Source organism: Bartonella sp. MR30HLJHH (genome assembly GCF_042194195.1).
Lineage (GTDB): Bacteria > Pseudomonadota > Alphaproteobacteria > Rhizobiales > Rhizobiaceae > Bartonella > Bartonella grahamii.
Genome location: NZ_JBHIMO010000003.1, coordinates 99175 through 118240 on the forward strand (window position 1 = coordinate 99175; position 19066 = coordinate 118240).

Consider the following 19066-nt stretch of genomic DNA (forward strand, 5'->3'; position numbering starts at 1 on the left):
CTTCAATACGGTTGTAGATCGAAATTAGGTGGTAGAAGTTTCGTCAAAAGTGCAGATTGCACAGGAAAGAAAGTCACGTAACCGAAAATTCGATGAGACCTCTATAAAAGTCTTTAGAACAAAAAGCAAGTCTTAATCAATTTTTATATAAAGAAAAAATAAGAAAACAGTGTACATTTTGCTGAGTAGAAAAAATTCAACTGAAATAACTTTGTAGTGAACGTACTTCAAGGCGCCTTTTTTTGAGTGCTTTGATCGCTTCTACGACGGCTTCGGCTCCAGCTATTGTTGTATAATAGGGAACGTTTTGCATGAGTGCTGCATAACGTAATGATTTTGAGTCTGAGATGGCACTGGCAGTGCTAGTTGTATTAAAAATCAATTGAATTTTTCGATTACGAATGGCATCTTCAATATGAGGATGCCCTTCGAGGACTTTATTGATTTTTTTTGCCTCAATATTATGTTCGGTAAGAAATTTATGTGTTCCACTTGTGGCGACAACAGAAAAGCCAAGCTCACCTAAAAGTTTTACAGGATTTAAGATGCGTTTTTTATCTTCATCTCTTACAGAAACGAACAAAGTTCCCTCTTTAGGGAGTTTTACACCAGCTCCAAGTTGGGCTTTAGCAAAAGCAAGCGAAAATTCATAGTCAAGTCCCATAACTTCACCAGTTGAGCGCATTTCTGGACCAAGAAGTGTATCAACACCTGAAAAACGAGCAAAAGGAAACACTGCTTCCTTGACGGCAATATGTTGTTTTTCCTGCAAAGAAGGTAATCCACCATAAGCTTGAAGAGCATCATGAAGTGTTTCTCCTGCCATAATACGTGCAGCCATTTTAGCAATAGGGCGACCAATCGTTTTTGCAACAAATGGGACAGTACGTGAAGCACGGGGATTGACTTCTAAGACATAAATAGTGTCATCTTTTATAGCATATTGTACATTCATTAAACCGCGAACATGAAGTGCTTGTGCTAATGCTTTGGTTTGGCGCTCTAATTCAGTAACTATTTTATTTGAGAGCGTACGGACTGGTAAAGAACATGCTGAATCACCAGAGTGGATACCAGCTTCTTCAATGTGTTCCATAATACCAACAATCAGTGTTTCGTTGCCATCACATAGACAATCAACGTCTACTTCAATTGCTTCGGTTAAATAGGTATCAAAGAGAAGCGGATTTTTACCAAGCAATATATTGATTTGTCCTGTTGTGTTGTTAGGATAACGGACTTTGATATCTTCTGAAATTAATTCAGGAACACTCTCAAGTAAATAATTTTGTAAGCTACGTTCATCACGGATAATTTGCATAGCACGTCCTCCTAAAACATAAGAGGGACGTACAACCAATGGGAAGCCTAGTTCATGGGCAATGAGGCGTGCTTGTTCGATGGAGTGAGCAATACCATTTTGAGGTTGTGTTAAGTTAAGTTTAAATAACAGTTTTTGAAAGCGATCTCTATCTTCTGCTAAGTCGATAGCGTCAGGTGAAGTACCCAAGATGGGAATGTTGTGTTTTTCTAGAGCGCTTGCCAGTTTCAAGGGTGTTTGTCCGCCAAATTGGACGATGACTCCAACTAAATCTCCTTTTTCCTGTTCTGCTTCTAGAATAGCGATAACATCTTCTGTTGTTAAAGATTCAAAGTAAAGGCGATCAGAGGTATCATAGTCGGTTGAAACTGTTTCAGGATTACAGTTAATCATAATCGCTTCAAAGCCTGCATCACGCAGTGCAAAAGCAGCGTGGCAGCAACAGTAATCAAATTCAATACCTTGACCAATGCGGTTTGGTCCACCGCCTAAAATGGCAATTTTTTTGCGTTCAGAAACGTGTGCTTCCGAGTGCTCTACACCTGCAAAGGGAACTTCATATGTTGAATACATATAGGCTGTAGGAGAAGAAAATTCAGCGGCACAAGTGTCAATTCGTTTGAAGACGTGTTTAACATTCAGTGATCTGCGTAAAGCTGCGATATCATCGGGTTCTTTTCCAGTAAGGGAGGCTAATCGCGCATCTGAAAATCCCATAGCTTTTAACATACGTAAGTTATCTGCGTCTTGGGGTAATCCATGAACGCGGATACGCTGCTCCATTTCAATGATGGAAGCTATTTGTTCTAAAAACCACGGATCAATTTTGCTAATTTGGTGAATCTCATTTAAGGGTAAGCCTGTGCGCATGGCTTGAGCAATATAGCGTAGACGATCAGGACTTGGTATTGCAATGGCGGAGCGTATAGAACTTTTTTCATCACCTTCAGCATGCTCTGGAATTACAATTTCATCAAGACCCGTAAGTCCTGTTTCAAGCCCACGGAGTGCTTTTTGTAACGATTCTTGAAAAGTGCGTCCAATTGCCATGACTTCTCCTACAGATTTCATCGCAGTTGTGAGGACAGGTGATGAACCGGGAAATTTTTCGAAAGCAAAACGAGGAATTTTTGTCACAATATAGTCAATAGAAGGTTCAAATGATGCTGGTGTTGCACCGCCCGTGATATCATTTTTTAATTCATCAAGAGTATAACCAACAGCCAGTTTAGCCGCTACTTTGGCAATGGGAAACCCCGTTGCTTTTGAGGCAAGCGCTGAAGAGCGAGAAACACGCGGATTCATTTCAATAACAATGAGGCGCCCATTTTCAGGATTGACAGCAAACTGTACATTGGATCCCCCCGTTTCAACACCAATTTCACGCAAAACAGCAATCGAAGCATTACGCATACATTGATATTCTTTATCTGTTAAGGTAAGAGCAGGTGCTACAGTAATCGAATCACCGGTATGAATCCCCATTGGATCAATGTTTTCAATAGAACAAACAATGATACAGTTGTCGTTTTTATCACGAACAACTTCCATCTCATATTCTTTCCACCCTAAAACACTTTCTTCAATTAAAACTTCAGTTGTAGGCGAAGCTTCAAGACCGCGTTCGATAATTTCATAAAATTCAGAACGATTGTAAGCGATTCCACCACCGGTTCCACCAAGGGTAAATGAAGGACGAATAATAGCTGGAAGTCCAACAACATCAAGAGCTTGAACTGCTTTTGCTGTTGCATGGGCGATATAATGTTGTTTGCGATCAGTTTCGGTATGTTGCCAGTTGCGCTCAAGTTCTTCGAGTGCTTTGTCAAGTGCAGCACTAGAAAGTTTTGCTTTAAGTTCAGCACGCGTTTTTGCGTGCTGTCGGCGATTTTCTTCTTTTAGTTCTGTTGCATTGGCTAACATAGAGCGTGGCGTTTCCAAACCGATTTTTGCCATTGCTTGGCGGAATAAAGCACGATCTTCAGCTTTATCAATAGCATCAGCATTTGCCCCTATCATTTCAACATGATAGCGGTCTAAAATACCCATACGCTTTAATGATAAAGCAGTGTTGAGGGCTGTTTGTCCTCCCATAGTGGGCAAAAGGGCATCGGGACGTTCATGGGCAATAATTTTAGCAACTATTTCAGGCGTAATGGGCTCTATATACGTTGCATCAGCTAGATCTGGATCTGTCATAATCGTGGCAGGATTAGAATTTACCAAAATAATTCGATAACCTTCTTCTTTTAATGCTTTACAGGCTTGTGTGCCTGAATAATCAAATTCACATGCCTGACCAATGATAATAGGTCCTGCTCCGATGATAAGAATAGATTTTATATCTGTGCGTTTGGGCATGGCTTTTTCCTATGACAAATATCTGTGCACGATTGTTGCGGGTAAAATATTTCAGTTCTGAGGCTACAGTCATTTTATAAGTTAAGTGACAAAGAAAGTAAGCACTAAAATACCTTTTCCATGCTTTTTTTCATAAAATTGAAGATAATTTTTTTGAGCTGAGTCATCTCGTCAGTATATCAAAAGTATGGCCTTTGATAAAAAATAATAAAAGCTGGAACATCTTTCCAATCCATTGTCGGCACATTTTGTGTTTTATGACGTTGTTTGTCTAAGAGGGCGCGTGTTTTTTCTGTTGCTTGTAAAACATAAGCCACTATTGATGGTTCGATGGGGTTTTGTAAAATGAAATGGGAAGTTTATCTTGTTGTTCCGTAAAATACTGCCGTTTAGAGCTGTGATATAAGGTATGAAAATTTACCACATTAAGGTATTTTTTGTTAGAGTATATGATAGAATTCAGGGCAGTATTTGTCTGTAGGGAGCTTATGAAATAAATCATATGAAATGGTCTCAGTTAGAATCTGTCAGATAAAAAGCAAGATTGTTGATAGATCGGCTCTGGTCGAAGTTTTTGTTTTAGGGTAGGAAGAAAGTCAATCTATGTATATTTCCCTTTCATAAAAGAGTGAGAGTGTATTTTAATACAATGGCTAAGGAGATAATTTCAGAATGATTTTGTTTGTTGTTAAAAGATAGTAAATACTCTCCCTTTACTTTATGGATGATGTTCAAAACTTTTTAAAATATAAAGAAGGCTAAAATGCTGAACATTTCTCAAACGAAGATATTCTGCCTGAAAGATGTATCAATAGGAAAGCTTTTGGTGGCTAGGTCTCAAAAAGGAATTTGTCATATAGCGTTAGGAGACACTATAGAGCAATTATTACAGGAGTTTACGATACGCTTTGGCAATGCACAACAAGTTGTAGGTGACAATACATTTAAGAGAGAAGTTGCTCATATTATAGCCATGATAGAAACACCTAAGTTGGTAAAAAAATATAATTTTCCCTTAGATATAAATGGTACAGTTTTTCAACGACAAGTATGGGCAGTATTATGTAGTATACCATGTGGTGAAACTATTTTATATGAAGTCTTAGCGTGCCATATTGGTATACCGAACGCTTTTCGTGCCGTTGCTAATGCGTGTGCACGTAACGAACTGGCTGTTATCATTCCTTGTCATCGTGTTGTGCGTAAAAATGGTTTTATTTCAGGGTATCGTTGGGGCGCCAAACGGAAACAGATTTTGCTACAACGAGAACAAAATGGAGAAATTTAACTTTGTGTGATGGGCATTATAATCGTTACAGTTGTGCCTTTCATTTCTTTTGAAGTAATTTCAAGTTTTCCTTTGTGAAGTTCTAGCAAGGAGCGTGAAATGGCTAAGCCAAGACCTGAGCCCGTGTGAGATTTAGTAAGCTGATTTTCGACTTGTTCAAAAGGTTGCCCAAGTTTTTTAATTGCTGATTGGGGAATACCAACACCTGTATCTGTAATTTTAAAAATAAGGTTATTTTTTTTCTTGAAAGCGCAGACATCAATATTTCCGCCAGAAGGCGTAAATTTAACGGCATTAGAGATGAGATTAAGGAAAATCTGTTTCATTGCACGACCATCAACTTCAGCATGAAGTTCTGGGGTAATGTTTGTTGTAACAACAATATTTTTTTCTTGAGCTTGAGGCGTGAGTGTTCGTACTGCTTCACTAATGATAGGCTCAAGATCGGTATTTTTACAATCAAGCGTAAATCTTCCAGCTTCAATTTTTGACATATCAAGGATGTCATTGATAAGGGTTAGAAGATGGGTTCCTGAATTGTAAATATCATGCATATATTCCTTATAGCGTTGTGAACCAAGAGGGCCAAAAGTCGATTGCAACATGATATCTGAAAAACCGAGAATAGCATTCAGTGGCGTGCGCAATTCATGAGACATATTGGCTAAAAATTCTGATTTAGCCTTATTAGCACTTTCGGCGCGTTCTTTTTCTGCTTTCAAACTTTTATTAAGTTTTTCAACTTCTGTTGCGCGTTGTTGAGCACTTCCTCGAGCACGTTTGAGTTCTTGAATGAAAGAAAAAAGACGCCTTTCACTGTCTTCAAATTTTTCCTGTTGTTGTTTAAGCTCAGAAATGTCAGTACCAATACAAACCAATCCTCCGTCTTGGGTTCGCCGTTCGTTAATTTTGAGCCAACAACCATCTGCCGTTTGGCGAATACTGGTTAAGTTACCAGTACCATCATCTTTAAGGGGATATTCACTGAGTGCAGGGCGTGCCATGGCTTCGACGGTTGCACGTTGGATACCGGATTGTAGAATTTGTTTAGGAATAGCAGCATATTCGCAAAATTTGCTGTTGGACATGACTAAACGTCCTTCTGAATCCCACAAGACGAAAGATTCTGAAATATTTTCAATAGCATCACGAATACGAAGGTCAGCTTGCGCTGTTTGTTCAGCCAATTGTTGCTGTTCACTAATATCGAAGGAAATACCAACCAAATGGGGTTCTTCTTCTTCAGTAACTTCAGCACGAATCCGCATCCAGACATAATGGCCATCGGCATGGCGCATGGGAACATTAATATCGATATGCTTTTTTTTACCGCTCATTAATTCCTGAGCAAGATCAAAAAAATTCGCATCATTTGGATTGATAATGGCGCTAATTTGGGAAATTGATAGCAGTGCATCTTGAGGGACATAGCCCAGCATTTCATACATTGCTCGTGACCAGTAGACGCGTCCACTTGCCATATTCCAATCCCATAGTCCACAGCGTCCACGCATCATTGCCATATCAATACGGTTTTGAATTTTTTCTGAGACAAGATCCGTTTTGCGTGCTCGTACAATTTGGTTGTAATAAGCATAAAGAAGAGCGAGGATAACGCCACTAGTTCCAATGAATAGGGTTATATTTAACGAGAGAATTTTCCGCCATTGCATGGCGCTATCTTGCATTTTTTCGCTAATGAATACGCCATATTGCCCATTTTCTGTTTGCTGAAATGAAGCAAGAGCAGGGGCATCTTTTCCTATTGTGATTTTCATAATTCCAACGTGCTGTCCAAGAGATTGTAAAGCAATACTGTCAGAGATAAAATTTTGCAAAGGTTTTCCTAAAGCAATCTCTGAACTGGATGAAGCTAAGACATTTCCTTTTTGATCAATAATGGCGATTAGAGTGCTAGGATTAATAAGATCTTGATTACGAAAAGTGGTGAGGATATTTTGCAAATGACTATGAGAAAGGGCAGAGACTTTTCCTTTCTGAGAGACAGCCAGTAAGTCATGATTAATTGTATTGGTAATATGAGAAGCTAAGAGAGTGATGGTAGAACGCGTGTTCTTATCAATCGTGTTACGCCAATCATAGAGTGATACAAAACGAATTGATGCAAGTACAATAAGAAATGCTAAAATGACAAACGGAAGTGAGCGACGCAACCAAGGTTCAATAAAGAGAAGCTTTTGATAGGCGGAGCCAGAAAGCAGATGAATACGTTTTTTCTGCGCTTTATGACTTGGAGCGCTCGATTTTGAATCAGCATATATCTCCCTTGGCGCATTATATGCGTCCAATTTAGCCATCTCTTGTTCCTTTAATTACAGAATAATGTGATTTAAAAACTGCTTCGATATTCATAGTAACCCCATCGAGTGCAATGAATCAAAACAGGAGTCTTCTGTCCAGTCTTTTTTTTAAAAAAATAATTTTACTTCTATGAACTTGGAATATGAAAAGGAAAAGGCACTTTAAATATGATCTATAAACAGGCTTAGATTGCCTGTTTATAGATTTAATGATGATCGAATAGTCTGTAGAATTTATTTAAAAAATATTATAGAATATTGATTTAAAATAATTTTTTGTTTCAAGTGAGCAGACGGTTGATGATATCAGCGACATCGCTTGATAATTTTGGCGCAGCAGCAATTGTTTTTAATTCAGTTTCAAGTTTTTGTTGTCGAATGGGTTCTAATTGTCGCCAAGAGCGCATCGTCGTTAATAATCGTGAAGCGAGCTGTGGATTTTTTTTGTCAATTTCCAAAATGATTTGGCAAAGAAAATGATAAGATGCTCCATCTATCCTGTTAAAGCCCGTGAGATTGTTAAAGGCAAAGACACCGATTAGGGAACGCACACGATTGGGATTGTCTTTTGAAAATAGCGGGTGTTGCATGAGCTTTTGAACATCCTTGAGCGTTGATGCTCCTGCAACCATTGCTTGAATGGAGAACCATTTATCCATGACCAAAGGATCATGGTGATAGCGGTTTTCAAAATCATTTAAGGCATTTTGCGCCTGCTCACTTTCATTAAAACGCTTCACGAGAACAGCGATACTAGCCATACGGTCAGTCATATTATCAGCTGTTGCATATTGTGCGGCAGCACGATTTGGATTGGCCTCAGTAATGGAAAGATAATCCAGTATTATATTCTTTAATGCTCGCTTTCCAGCTTGTACAGTGTTTGATGAATAGGGCTCTTTGGTTTGCATTTGCCCATAAAATTTTGTGAAGAGCCCTTGATGTGTATGTGCGAGCGAAGCTAAAAACTGATTGCGCACATGATGAATACGCTCTGGGTCAACATTTTTACCAAGTGTATGGGCAAGTTCAACTTCGCTCGGTAAACTTAAACAAAATGCACGAAACTCAGGTTCAAGACTTTCATCTGTAATGATAGCTTCAATCAATTTTATCAAAGCAGAGGGCATCCCCTCTTTTGCTTTTGTTTCATCTTGAATGCTTTGAATCAAAGCTTGCGTCATTAAATGATTAAGAGATTGCCAGCGATTGATGTGATTGTCATCATGTTGTGCAAGAAAAATAAGTTCGCTTTCATTGAATGGAGTTTGTAGATTGATTGGCGCAGAGAAGTCTCTAAGCAGTGATAAAACAGGTTTTTCACGCAGACCCTTTAATGTAAACGTTTGGTTTTCCTTGGATAAAAGCATAACGTTTGATTGAATATCTGTATCCGCTTCATAGGTGAGGTTTTCTCCATTAGGTCCTAACAAGCCAAATAATATAGGGATAAGCATGGGCTTTTTTGTATTTTGTTGTGGGGTTGCCGGAATATGTTGCTTTGCATGAATTGTTAAAACACCATCGCTATAATGACTATCGATTTTTACATTTGGTGTTCCAGCTTGTTCATACCACAACATGAATTGGGAAAAGTCTTGACCAGATACTTCAGCAAAACAGGTGATAAAATCTTCAATTGTACAAGCTTGTCCATCATGACGTTGAAAATAAAGATCAGTACCTTTACGAAACAGAGAGGGTCCTAAAATAGTCCGTATCATGCGAACAACCTCAGCACCTTTTTCATAAACAGTTGTGGTGTAAAAATTGTTAATTTGGCTATATTGACGAGGACGTACAGGATGAGCGAGGGGACCAGCGTCTTCGGCAAATTGAGTAGCTTTTAATGTTTTTATATTTTCAATTCGCTGTAGGCTGCGTACATTTTGATCTGATGAAAATTCCTGATCACGATAAACAGTGAATCCTTCTTTTAAACAGAGTTGAAACCAATCGCGACAGGTAATACGATTACCGCTCCAATTATGGAAATATTCATGTGCAATGACACGTTCAACATTTCTATAATCTTGATCGGTTGCTGTTTCAGGATCTGCGAGAACATATTTATCATTAAAAACGTTAAGTCCCTTGTTTTCCATTGCTCCCATGTTAAAGTCGGACACAGCAACAATATTGAAAACATCAAGATCATATTCGCGCCCAAAACATTGTTCATCCCAACGCATGGAACGTTTAAGAGCATCCATTGCATAGGTTGCGCGTTTGGTTTTTCCTTTTTCCACATAGATACCAAGCTCGATACGTCGTCCAGATACAGTTGTAAAATGATCTTCTAACTTATCAAGATCTCCACCTACTAAAGCAAAGAGATAAGATGGTTTGGGATAAGGATCTTCCCAAATGGCAAAATGGCGATTATTCTCTAAAGTTCCTGTTTCCACTAGATTACCATTTGAAAGCAAGATTGGGATTGTTTGGGAATCTGCTTCAATTTTCACTCTATAGGTAGAAAGAACATCTGGGCGGTCGTAAAAATAAGTAATACGACGAAAGCCTTCCGATTCGCATTGTGTGCAATAAACACCATTTGAAAGATAAAGGCCCATAAGTTGGCGGTTGCTTTCAGGATTCAGTTCCGTAACCAATTTCAATGTAAAAAGAGCCGCTGGTGGGTTTGTAATTTCTAAACGTGAAGGCGTCACTTTATAAGTGTTTGGGGCTAACGTCTCACCATTGATAGAAACGGAAATTAAAGTAAGATCATCACCAGAAAGAACAAGAGGTGTTAATTCTTTTGTATTGTGACGGGGTTCAATAGACAATATGGCTGTAACATAGGTTTTTGTTGGTGCCAATTGGAAGGAAAGTTGTGTTTTAGGGATAGCGTAAGGGGTTGGCTGATAGTCTTCCAAACGATAAATAGATGTTGTTGGCTGTTCCATAGTTTTTCCCATTCGTATTTTAAGAGTTAAAGAAGGTGTTTAATTTTAGAGTCAAAGAAGATTACAGAATTACAAAAGGCTATCGAGGCGATTTTTTACTTCTAAGAAGTCTATCCATGTAAGTTTTTTTTGACTAGGGGTTCGGAGAAGGTAGGCAGGGTGGAAAGTTGGCATAACAGGTATTTTAATATTATCCTCACTTTCATAAATATGCCATTTCCCTCGTGTTCGGATAATCCCATTTTGAGATCCCGTAAGAAGCTGTGCAGCAATGCCTCCCAGTGCTATAAGTACACGAGGACGCGCTAAATGAATGTGCCGTTCAATAAAAGGACGGCACAAGGCAACTTCTCTTGGTGTTGGTGTACGATTTCCTGGTGGACGCCAAGGAATAGTGTTGGCAATGTAAACATTATTTCTTGTTAAGCCAATTGATGCGAGGATTTTATTAAGCAACATCCCTGCTTTTCCCACAAAAGGAATTCCTTGTATATCCTCTTCTCGTCCTGGTGCTTCGCCTATAAGCATCAGGGGGCTTCCTGCTGTTCCATCTGAAAAGCAGGTATTTTTTGCTGTCAATTTTAGTGAACAGCCATTAAATGCGAGGAGCGCAGATTTTAATTCATCAAGTGTTTTTGCATTGTTTGCACTCTCTATAGCTGTGGGTTCATTTTGTATAGCCCCCCTAGAGTTATGCAGCGGACGATGATCTGATTTTACGGTGGGAGATGTTTGTTGATTATGAGAAATGTTCACGACAGATATTAATTTGCTCTCTGAACAAGCAGACTGCTTAAAACGATTAATAGGGAAATTTGTCAGAACAGCATCCGCACCACTTTCTTTATAAAAGTTTAAGAGTTCTTCATAGGAAATTGAGCACGGCGTTTGATTTAACATTTTATTTTTTCTAATGATCTAGCAACTATAGATCAAACAAAATTATCCTTCAAGTTTTATAAATGTATTCGCTAGCCATTAATGTACAAGAACGCTGATAGGATTCTCTCTTTTCACAAAAAAGGCAAATCGTAAAATGCGAGTGTTCGCGATTATATACATCTTTAAATGTACATTTTGTTTAAATTACGCTATTTTAAATTTTTAAACAGACTAAGCTCTTTATAATAAAAGAATTCTCTACTGAATGCAAGTGGTATGATAACATTTTTGATCATTATATTCTATATTTAATAATTAATGAAAGTGACTTTTATAGTATTTTATTTGTAAAATTAAGTATAAATTTTTTATTATTATACTTTTATCTTTTTTTTAATAATTTTTATTAAAAATATTAAATATATGAATGAGATATATAAATATTACTTTTATATGAGAAAATATTAGATATATGAGAAAATACTAAGACTTTACAAACTGTTTTTACAATGGGTTGAAAGCAATGTGTAGATATATGCTTTTGCTTTTTTTACAGCTGAAATGAGAGGTTCATTTAATGCTAAATGCGTAGCAATAGCGCTTGAGAGAATGCAACCTGTTCCTCGCATTGTTCCTTTTAAACGTGGCGTAGAAATATTTATGACTTCAGTTTTGTCAATGAAGCTATCAATTGCAAGAGGACCCTCTGCATGTCCCCCTTTTACTAAAATAGATCGAGCTCCCAATGACAAAAGTTTTTTTGCTTGTTGTATTGCTTGCTCATCATGAGATGCCAATGGACTTTGGCTAAGAAGAGCAAGTTCTTCTCTATTCGGTGTTAAAAGAGTAACATGAGGAAGCAGTTTATCGATCATAGTGTCGATGATTGTTTCCGTTGTTAGTTTTCCTCCTGATGAAGCGACAAGTACAGGGTCCAGAATAACTGGAACATGGGGATAGTCTTTGAGTACGTTACAGATTGCTGCTATAATTGCTTTTGTCCCCGTCATACCGATTTTTATTGCGCTTATTGGATTTGCTTCTAGGGCAGCACGCATTTGCGCAGCGACGAGATCTCCACGCATTGGAATGATTTCGGCAACGCGATTATCATCTTGTACGTTAACACAAGTGATTGCTAAATTTGCTTTTATTTGAAAATGTGCAGCGGTTTCTATATCACAAACAATACCGGCACCTCCTGTAGGATCCGTGCCCGCAACAATAAGAATGGAAGGTATCAACGCCATGTTTGTGTCACTTTTATCCACTGCTGGACACGCTCTTCAGGTTTTTTATGGAGGATAATATCAGTCACAACAGCAGCACTATTTGCTCCTGCTTTTAAAACATCAACTGCGCGTTCTGGTGTTAAACCACCAATACCCACCAAAGGTAAAGCACCAATCCGCTTTCTCCATTGTTTGATTTTTTCTAGTCCTTGCGGCATCCATTTCATTTTTTTTAAGATTGTCGGATAAATAGGACCAAGTGCAATATACTCAGGATTAACAGAGAGTGCGATATCCAATTCATGTTCATCATGTGTACTAAGACCAACTTTTATACCACTTTTACGAATTGCGTGAAGATCAGCATTGCTTAGGTCTTCTTGTCCCAGATGAATAAAATTGCACTTTTCATCAATTGCTATTTCCCAATGATCATTAATAATTAATTGTGCTTCCAATTTATTGCATATGTTTTTTGCGCGCTTGATATGTTGACGGATTATTTGTTGATTTTCATGTTTCATACGCAATTGTACGAGCTTGATGCCAAGAGGGAGCAAACGTTCAATCCAATCAGCGTTATCAACGATGAGGTAAAATGGATCCAGTTTCATGAAAATACTGCTTTTCCAATGACTGGCGTTGAAGGGACTGCTACATTGCGTGCTTCGATCATGCCAGCTTTATATCCCATACGTCCTGCTTGAACAGCTTTAGAAAATGCTTCAGCCATTAAGACAGGATCACCTGCTTTAGCAACTGCGGTATTAAGCAGTACTGCATCATAACCGAGTTCCATCGCAATGGCGGCATGTGATGGGCGTCCAATGCCGGCATCAATAACAAGAGTAGCGTCAGGAAGGTAAGCACGGATAGAACGCAGTCCATCAGTATTATGAGGTCCTTTGGCAGAACCAATAGGAGCACACCAAGGCATAATAACACGGCAACCAATGTCGAAAAGTTTTTCAGCAACAATGAGATCATCCGTTGTGTAAGCAAAAATTTTGAAACCTTCATTGTTTAAAATTTGTGCTGCTTCGATTAAGGAAAAAATATTTGGCTGTAAGGTGTCTGGGTTTCCTATCACTTCGAGTTTAATCCAAGCTGTTTTAAAGAGATCTCTTGCTAATTGCGCTGTGGTTACGGCCTCTTTAACAGTATAACAACCAGCAGTATTAGGAAGCACTGTTACTCCAAGTTCTTGAAGAAATTGCCAAAATTGTCCACCTTGTTTTCCACCTGCCGTTTCACGACGCAAGGAAACAGTCACAATTTCCGTATTCGATTTATGAATAGCATCACGAAGAATTGTTGGTGAAGGATATTGCGCTGTACCTAATAGAAGACGGGAAGAGAATTGTCGTCCATAAAGATTCAGCATAATTTTAGCCTCCTTGCATTGGGCTTAAAATTTCAATTTTATCTCCTTCATGCAAGACAAATTGGTTTCGTGCATCTATGGAAACAACTTCAGCGTTAACAGCGGTTGCAAGCCAATTTCCTTCATACCCCAATTCTTCAAGTAAGAGACCGAGAGTCATAACTTCTGTTTGGACTGTTTCACCATTAACAAATATTTGCATGCTTTATTCCAATGCCAATTTCATTGCTCGTTTTGCCATTTCTGGAGACAAAAGAAAACCATGTCTATAAAATCCATTAATAGAAATACAATTACCATCTTTATGCACAGAAGGGAAGTTATCAGGATAACATGGACGAACACCAACGCCAGATTCAATAATTTCTGCTTCAGCAAAAGCAGGATGTAAAGTATAAGCCGCGTTGAGCAGTTCCATCATTGATCTCACTGAGATTGCACCATCAAAGTCACTTTCAATCATTGTTGCACCAATCATAAAAATATTATCTTGTCGAGGTACAATATAGAGAGGAAACCGTGGATGAAGAAGACGAATTGGACGCAAAATTTTAATATCGGTGCAGCGCACGAGAAGCATTTCGCCGCGTACGCCCCGTATATTTTTATCTTTTCCTAAACGTGCTATTCCTGTTGCATCAATAACAATATCAAAATTTGTTTCAGCCGTCTCTACATCAACAAAACACGCTCCATTGTTGAGAAGCTTTTCTTTTAAAGCCATAAGTGCTTTGCGAGGATCAATATGGGCTTCATTTTCATAAAAGAGCGCACAGTTAAAACGTTCCGCAAGATCTGGTTCAAGATGAGCTATTTCTATATTATCTATGGTTTTGTGATTATGCGTGCGTCCAGAAAACCGTTCAAGCTCTCCTCTATCTCGTGTAGGTGCAACCACTAAAGTGCCTTTTTGTATGACAAGGTTGGGAAGCGTTTTACGCCACCACTGTATAGCTTGTATACCAAGATCTTCAACAATCTGTTCCGCATTTTCTTTCTCACAGTAAGGTGCGAGCATTCCTCCTGCATACCAACTAGCACTTCCTATAGGAGAATGAGGGGGAGCTGATATAGTAACAGAAACACCTTTTTGCTGTAACATAAAGGCAACCGTTAAGCCGCCTACACCTGCACCTTTGATAAGAATGTTCTTCAACTGTTTACTTTCTCTTTTTGAGGAGGAACAATTTCCATATAAAGGTCACCATTTTTCTGATATTTCTCGGCCATGGCGATCATACCTTCCCCTTTTGTTTTTCTTATTGCTGCTGCCTCACGAATATCATGAGAAATACGCATAGAACAGAATTTTGGTCCACACATGGAACAAAAATGTACCAATTTATGGGCTTCTTTAGGCATTGTCTCATCATGAAAGGCACAGGCTGTTTCCGGATCAAGAGAAAGGTTGAATTGATCATGCCATCTAAAATCAAATCGTGCACGCGAAAGAGCATTATCGCGCAATTGTGCTCTAGGCAAACCTTTGGCAAGGTCAGCGGCATGAGCAGCAATTTTATAAGTGATCACACCAGTTTTTACGTCATTCCTATCGGGGAGTCCTAGGTGTTCTTTAGGCGTTACATAACACAACATAGCTGTTCCAAACCATCCAATCATAGCGGCACCAATTGCTGATGTAATATGATCATAACCAGGAGCAATGTCGGTTGTAAGAGGTCCCAAAGTATAAAAAGGCGCCTCGTGACAGAGATCTAATTGTTGCTCCATATTTTCTTTAATTTTGTGCATTGGGACATGCCCAGGACCTTCAATCATAACCTGTACATCTTTTTCCCAAGCAATTTTTGTCAATTCTCCCAAAGTTTTAAGCTCTGCAAATTGGGCTTCATCATTGGCATCGGCAATAGAGCCAGGGCGCAATCCATCTCCCAAGGAAAGAGAGATGTCATACGTGCGTGCAATATCACAAATTTCATCAAAATGTTCATAAAGAAAACTTTCTTTGTGATGATGCAAGCACCATTTTGCCATAATAGAACCACCTCGTGAAACAATACCTGTTACCCGATCAACGGTCAAAGGGATAAAAGGTAATCTTAATCCCGCATGAATGGTAAAATAATCAACACCTTGCTCTGCTTGCTCAATAAGGGTATCACGGAAAATATCCCATGTTAAGTTTTCGGCAATACCCTGTACTTTTTCGAGTGCTTGATAAAGTGGAACAGTCCCAATGGGAACAGGGGCATTTCGAATAATCCACTCACGAATATTATGAATATTTCGACCTGTTGAGAGATCCATAACTGTATCTGCTCCCCAGCGAATGGCCCAAACCATTTTATCAACTTCTTCTTCCATAGATGAAGTCACTGCTGAATTGCCAATATTGGCATTAATTTTAACACGAAAATTACGCCCAATAATCATGGGTTCGCACTCTGGATGATTAATGTTTTGTGGAATAATGGCGCGTCCACAAGCAATTTCATTGCGAACAAATTCGGCAGTATAAATTTCTGGTATTGATCCAGCAAATGTTTCATTTGATGGTACATTCTGCCGTTCTTTTACTGCTAATCCTTCATTTTCTCGTATAGCCACATATTCCATTTCCGCTGTAATAATGCCTGCGCGCGCGTAAGCCATTTGTGTAATTGCTTTGCCATTTTTTGCTCGTAAAATGGGACGTTTTTGTTTAAAGGTTGGTGTAAGGTTTTTATCAGAAGCCAATCCATTATCTTCAGGTTTTACTAATCGTGCAGGATAAGTTTCAGTATCATCCCGCTTAGAGAGCCAAGGCAAGCTAATTGCTGGCAAGCCTTTTGTAATATCAATGATCATATCTTTATCTGTGTAGGGGCCAGAAGTATCGTAGATGTTTAAAGGTTTTTCACCACTGCCACCAGCCAATGAAATTTCACGCAATGGTACGCGTACATCAGAAAAGATAGAACTTTGTTGATAAATTTTGCATGAAGCGGGAAAGGGGTTACAACTGATTGATGGAGTATTTTTTTGCACAAACTTTTTCCTTATAGACACAGAGTTCAAAAATAGGTTGCGATGTTAATGGGGATGTATTCAAATTATCAACCACGAGCATTCGGATGAATAGGCATAGTATTGCTTTATAGCAAAGCAACCCCAATAAAGCTTAAGAAAATTTATTTTGAAAAATTGATACAATATCTATTTTCATATTTGCTTGCCTCCTCCCACTTAAAGTATTTTTGTTAATACGAATATGGTTGGCTTAAATATCTATATTGTCAATCATAAAAATATATTTAAACGATTTTGGTGTATTTTTTAAGAGTGAAAATAGATATTATGAAGTGATAAACTATGATACTGAAGCTTTTATAAACAAGAATAAAGTTAAAAACGGATTATCAAGGAAAAATTAGATAGTTTATAGCTCTGATCGAGATTTTTTTCATATTAAAGTAATAACTCAGAATACCATAAGATTCTTTCATCATACATCTTTTCATATAAAATCACTTCCTTGCACGTCATCAGTGGGAGCATATGGGGCAAAACACTTGAAGAAAGGAAGCCAAAAGTCATTCATGAACATTCTCAGATGCGAGGACTATCGCAATGTGGGGACCAACAAAATGTATAATGGGTTCTAGCTTGTATCTTCAAAAGCTTAAAGATGATGATCTGTAATGGCTTATCATTGTATCATTGACGTGCGCTGTCGTAAAATGAACGGAGTATATTTTAAGCAATATTTCTTTAATAAAGTGCGTGATATGCAAGATCATTATATTTTGTGTGGGGCATTCTATTTTTCATGAGGGGATGTTCCCATTAAGAGTGCGATAAACAAAAGCGTGAAACAATACCTAATCTTTATTATTAAAAATAATATTGCCTTGAATGTTTTAAAAATCGTAAAGCTGAATTAAAAAATGATGATGAAAATGAACAAAGGCTTTTCATCTTGAGATTTCATAAACACTTTTAAATAGTTGGAAGAGAGAGGAAAGCAAAAGGATGTATCTCAGCATAAAGTACTACGTAAATTTATTAATTAGTTTGCATAGAAATGTGTACAAAGCGCTGTGTTTTAGCTTAAGACGAGGTAAAAATTCATTTTCTGAGACATAAAGCTCTTTGTTTTCAAGGTAAAGTTATTCAATAGTCATGTGATATCGTGCAACAATATTACAGATAAGAAATCATTAATTATATACAAAAAACTTTCTAATTATAACAAAGTGCTCTTATTATTATAATAGAACAAGAGAAAAATTGAGTAAAGTTTCATCAAAAAATTTTTAAACACTAAAATAGCTAATAAATAAAAAAATAATAGTCTTATAGAATAGTATATTTTATATGCTACAGAATTTATTATAAAGAAAAAATATATAATATTTTGCTATGTTTATTATATAGTGTTAGTCATACACAAAATTATTTTTTCTAATATTATATAAATACGTGGATTAATAATTTAAACAAACGCAAACAAAGAATTATTATGATAATGACTAACAAAGCCCAAAACCAATTTTTGAATAAGTAGGGAATTATGAGGAAGAGTAACCAAATTCCCACCAACATTGCTATTATTAGCAATGTTACAATTGGTAGCCATATAAAAGCTGCAGCTACTATACAGGCAAAGATGATTGGTATACCCCAGAGATAGATAAATGTGTTAACAAGAGACTCATAGATAAATTCATTAGTGAATTCTTTATCTATACTATCATAGCATTCTATAATCGCTTTTCATTGTCCCAGTAACATCATAAAACTTGTTATGAATATCATAAAAGATATAAAAACAGCTTATCTTTTAGATCTTGTTAAAAAAATCATTCTTAAGTAGTGCAATTATACTAAATAATAAGGTAAATGCTGGAAGGAATAGAAAAGAACACCTAAAATATTCTCTTTTCCATTTTACTGTAACGATTTTAAGCATTCCCCAACCACCCAATGAAAAGATTATAAACAAAAATCCTAATATACTGCATACTATAAGATCTCCAAAACTCATATCTCCATCTTTCTTTTGTGGATTCATTAAGATATTTATATCAATACGTATTATATTTTTGTAGACTAGAACAGATCACATTTCACTCATGTATGGTAAGATTATGTATGATACATCTAGAAAGTCTGGAATTTCTGAGTTTTTTTATTACATGAAGAAAATGTTTCTGACATTGGAAAATATAGTGATAACTCCATCTAGAGTTGGTAAAGGGTGTAGCTAATAAATGATGTGTATTTTAAAGGGAAGATAGAAGTTAAAGGTGCAGAGAACACTGAAAATAAAGTCGGTAATGAGTGGAAGGGATATTCTCTTTGGAAAAAACAAGCCATGGATAGTCCAGTTGTCTGGCTACTTATTTAGCAAGATTCTGTAAGATGT

General features: G+C 37.5%; 11 protein-coding genes. 1 reads left to right on the top strand and 10 read right to left on the bottom strand.

Translation table 11 applies throughout. The features are described 5' to 3' along the window. Positions 1 to 196 precede the first annotated feature (196 nt). A complete protein-coding gene (carB, locus tag ACFIKR_RS03050; RefSeq protein WP_375658786.1) occupies positions 197 to 3682 on the bottom strand; it encodes a carbamoyl-phosphate synthase large subunit in 3486 nt (1161 codons plus the stop codon). A 763-nt stretch (positions 3683 to 4445) separates the two neighbouring features. On the opposite strand from carB, the gene ACFIKR_RS03055 reads away from it, so the two are divergent. Further along, positions 4446 to 4970, top strand: a complete 525-nt coding sequence (locus ACFIKR_RS03055) for a methylated-DNA--[protein]-cysteine S-methyltransferase (RefSeq protein ID WP_375658787.1) — start codon at positions 4446 to 4448, stop codon at positions 4968 to 4970. Here the strand turns inward: ACFIKR_RS03055 and ACFIKR_RS03060 are convergent. From ACFIKR_RS03060 to thiC, 9 genes are all read right to left on the bottom strand, one after another. Beyond that, a complete protein-coding gene (locus tag ACFIKR_RS03060; protein ID WP_375658788.1) occupies positions 4967 to 7288 on the bottom strand; it encodes an ATP-binding protein in 2322 nt (773 codons plus the stop codon). The genes ACFIKR_RS03055 and ACFIKR_RS03060 overlap by 4 nt on opposite strands. A 284-nt stretch (positions 7289 to 7572) precedes the next feature. Further along, complete coding sequence (gene pepN, locus ACFIKR_RS03065) at positions 7573 to 10200, bottom strand: aminopeptidase N (protein WP_375658789.1); 2628 nt, start codon at positions 10198 to 10200, stop codon at positions 7573 to 7575. A gap of 69 nt (positions 10201 to 10269) precedes the next feature. After that, positions 10270 to 11100: a uracil-DNA glycosylase family protein gene (locus tag ACFIKR_RS03070; protein WP_375658790.1), complete on the bottom strand. Its 831-nt coding sequence runs from the start codon at positions 11098 to 11100 to the stop codon at positions 10270 to 10272. 473 nt (positions 11101 to 11573) lie between these two features. Then, positions 11574 to 12332 carry a hydroxymethylpyrimidine/phosphomethylpyrimidine kinase gene (locus ACFIKR_RS03075; protein ID WP_375658791.1) on the bottom strand — a complete coding sequence of 253 codons (759 nt, stop codon included), beginning with the start codon at positions 12330 to 12332 and terminating at the stop codon, positions 11574 to 11576. Beyond that, positions 12323 to 12928 carry a thiamine phosphate synthase gene (locus ACFIKR_RS03080; protein WP_375658792.1) on the bottom strand — a complete coding sequence of 202 codons (606 nt, stop codon included), beginning with the start codon at positions 12926 to 12928 and terminating at the stop codon, positions 12323 to 12325. Before ACFIKR_RS03080 ends, ACFIKR_RS03075 begins: the two co-directional genes overlap by 10 nt. Then, positions 12925 to 13698: a thiazole synthase gene (locus tag ACFIKR_RS03085; protein WP_375658793.1), complete on the bottom strand. Its 774-nt coding sequence runs from the start codon at positions 13696 to 13698 to the stop codon at positions 12925 to 12927. Before ACFIKR_RS03085 ends, ACFIKR_RS03080 begins: the two co-directional genes overlap by 4 nt. A 4-nt stretch (positions 13699 to 13702) precedes the next feature. After that, positions 13703 to 13900, bottom strand: coding sequence for a sulfur carrier protein ThiS (gene thiS, locus ACFIKR_RS03090; protein ID WP_375658794.1), 198 nt, complete (start codon positions 13898 to 13900; stop codon positions 13703 to 13705). Positions 13901 to 13903: 3 nt separating this feature from the next. Further along, positions 13904 to 14854, bottom strand: coding sequence for an FAD-dependent oxidoreductase (locus ACFIKR_RS03095; RefSeq protein WP_375635700.1), 951 nt, complete (start codon positions 14852 to 14854; stop codon positions 13904 to 13906). Then, a complete protein-coding gene (gene thiC, locus ACFIKR_RS03100; RefSeq protein WP_375658795.1) occupies positions 14851 to 16686 on the bottom strand; it encodes a phosphomethylpyrimidine synthase ThiC in 1836 nt (611 codons plus the stop codon). The genes ACFIKR_RS03095 and thiC overlap by 4 nt, the downstream gene beginning before the upstream one ends. Between the last annotated feature and the right edge of the window lie 2380 nt (positions 16687 to 19066).

Excerpts from the sequence above, each read along its gene's own strand:
- carB (WP_375658786.1), bottom strand. The coding sequence starts at position 3,682 with ATGCCCAAACGCACAGATATAAAATCTATTCTTATCATCGGAGCAGGA.
- ACFIKR_RS03055 (WP_375658787.1), top strand. The coding sequence starts at position 4,446 with ATGCTGAACATTTCTCAAACGAAGATATTCTGCCTGAAAGATGTATCA.
- ACFIKR_RS03060 (WP_375658788.1), bottom strand. The coding sequence starts at position 7,288 with ATGGCTAAATTGGACGCATATAATGCGCCAAGGGAGATATATGCTGAT.
- pepN (WP_375658789.1), bottom strand. The coding sequence starts at position 10,200 with ATGGAACAGCCAACAACATCTATTTATCGTTTGGAAGACTATCAGCCA.
- ACFIKR_RS03070 (WP_375658790.1), bottom strand. The coding sequence starts at position 11,100 with ATGTTAAATCAAACGCCGTGCTCAATTTCCTATGAAGAACTCTTAAAC.
- ACFIKR_RS03075 (WP_375658791.1), bottom strand. The coding sequence starts at position 12,332 with ATGGCGTTGATACCTTCCATTCTTATTGTTGCGGGCACGGATCCTACA.
- ACFIKR_RS03080 (WP_375658792.1), bottom strand. The coding sequence starts at position 12,928 with ATGAAACTGGATCCATTTTACCTCATCGTTGATAACGCTGATTGGATT.
- ACFIKR_RS03085 (WP_375658793.1), bottom strand. The coding sequence starts at position 13,698 with ATGCTGAATCTTTATGGACGACAATTCTCTTCCCGTCTTCTATTAGGT.
- thiS (WP_375658794.1), bottom strand. The coding sequence starts at position 13,900 with ATGCAAATATTTGTTAATGGTGAAACAGTCCAAACAGAAGTTATGACT.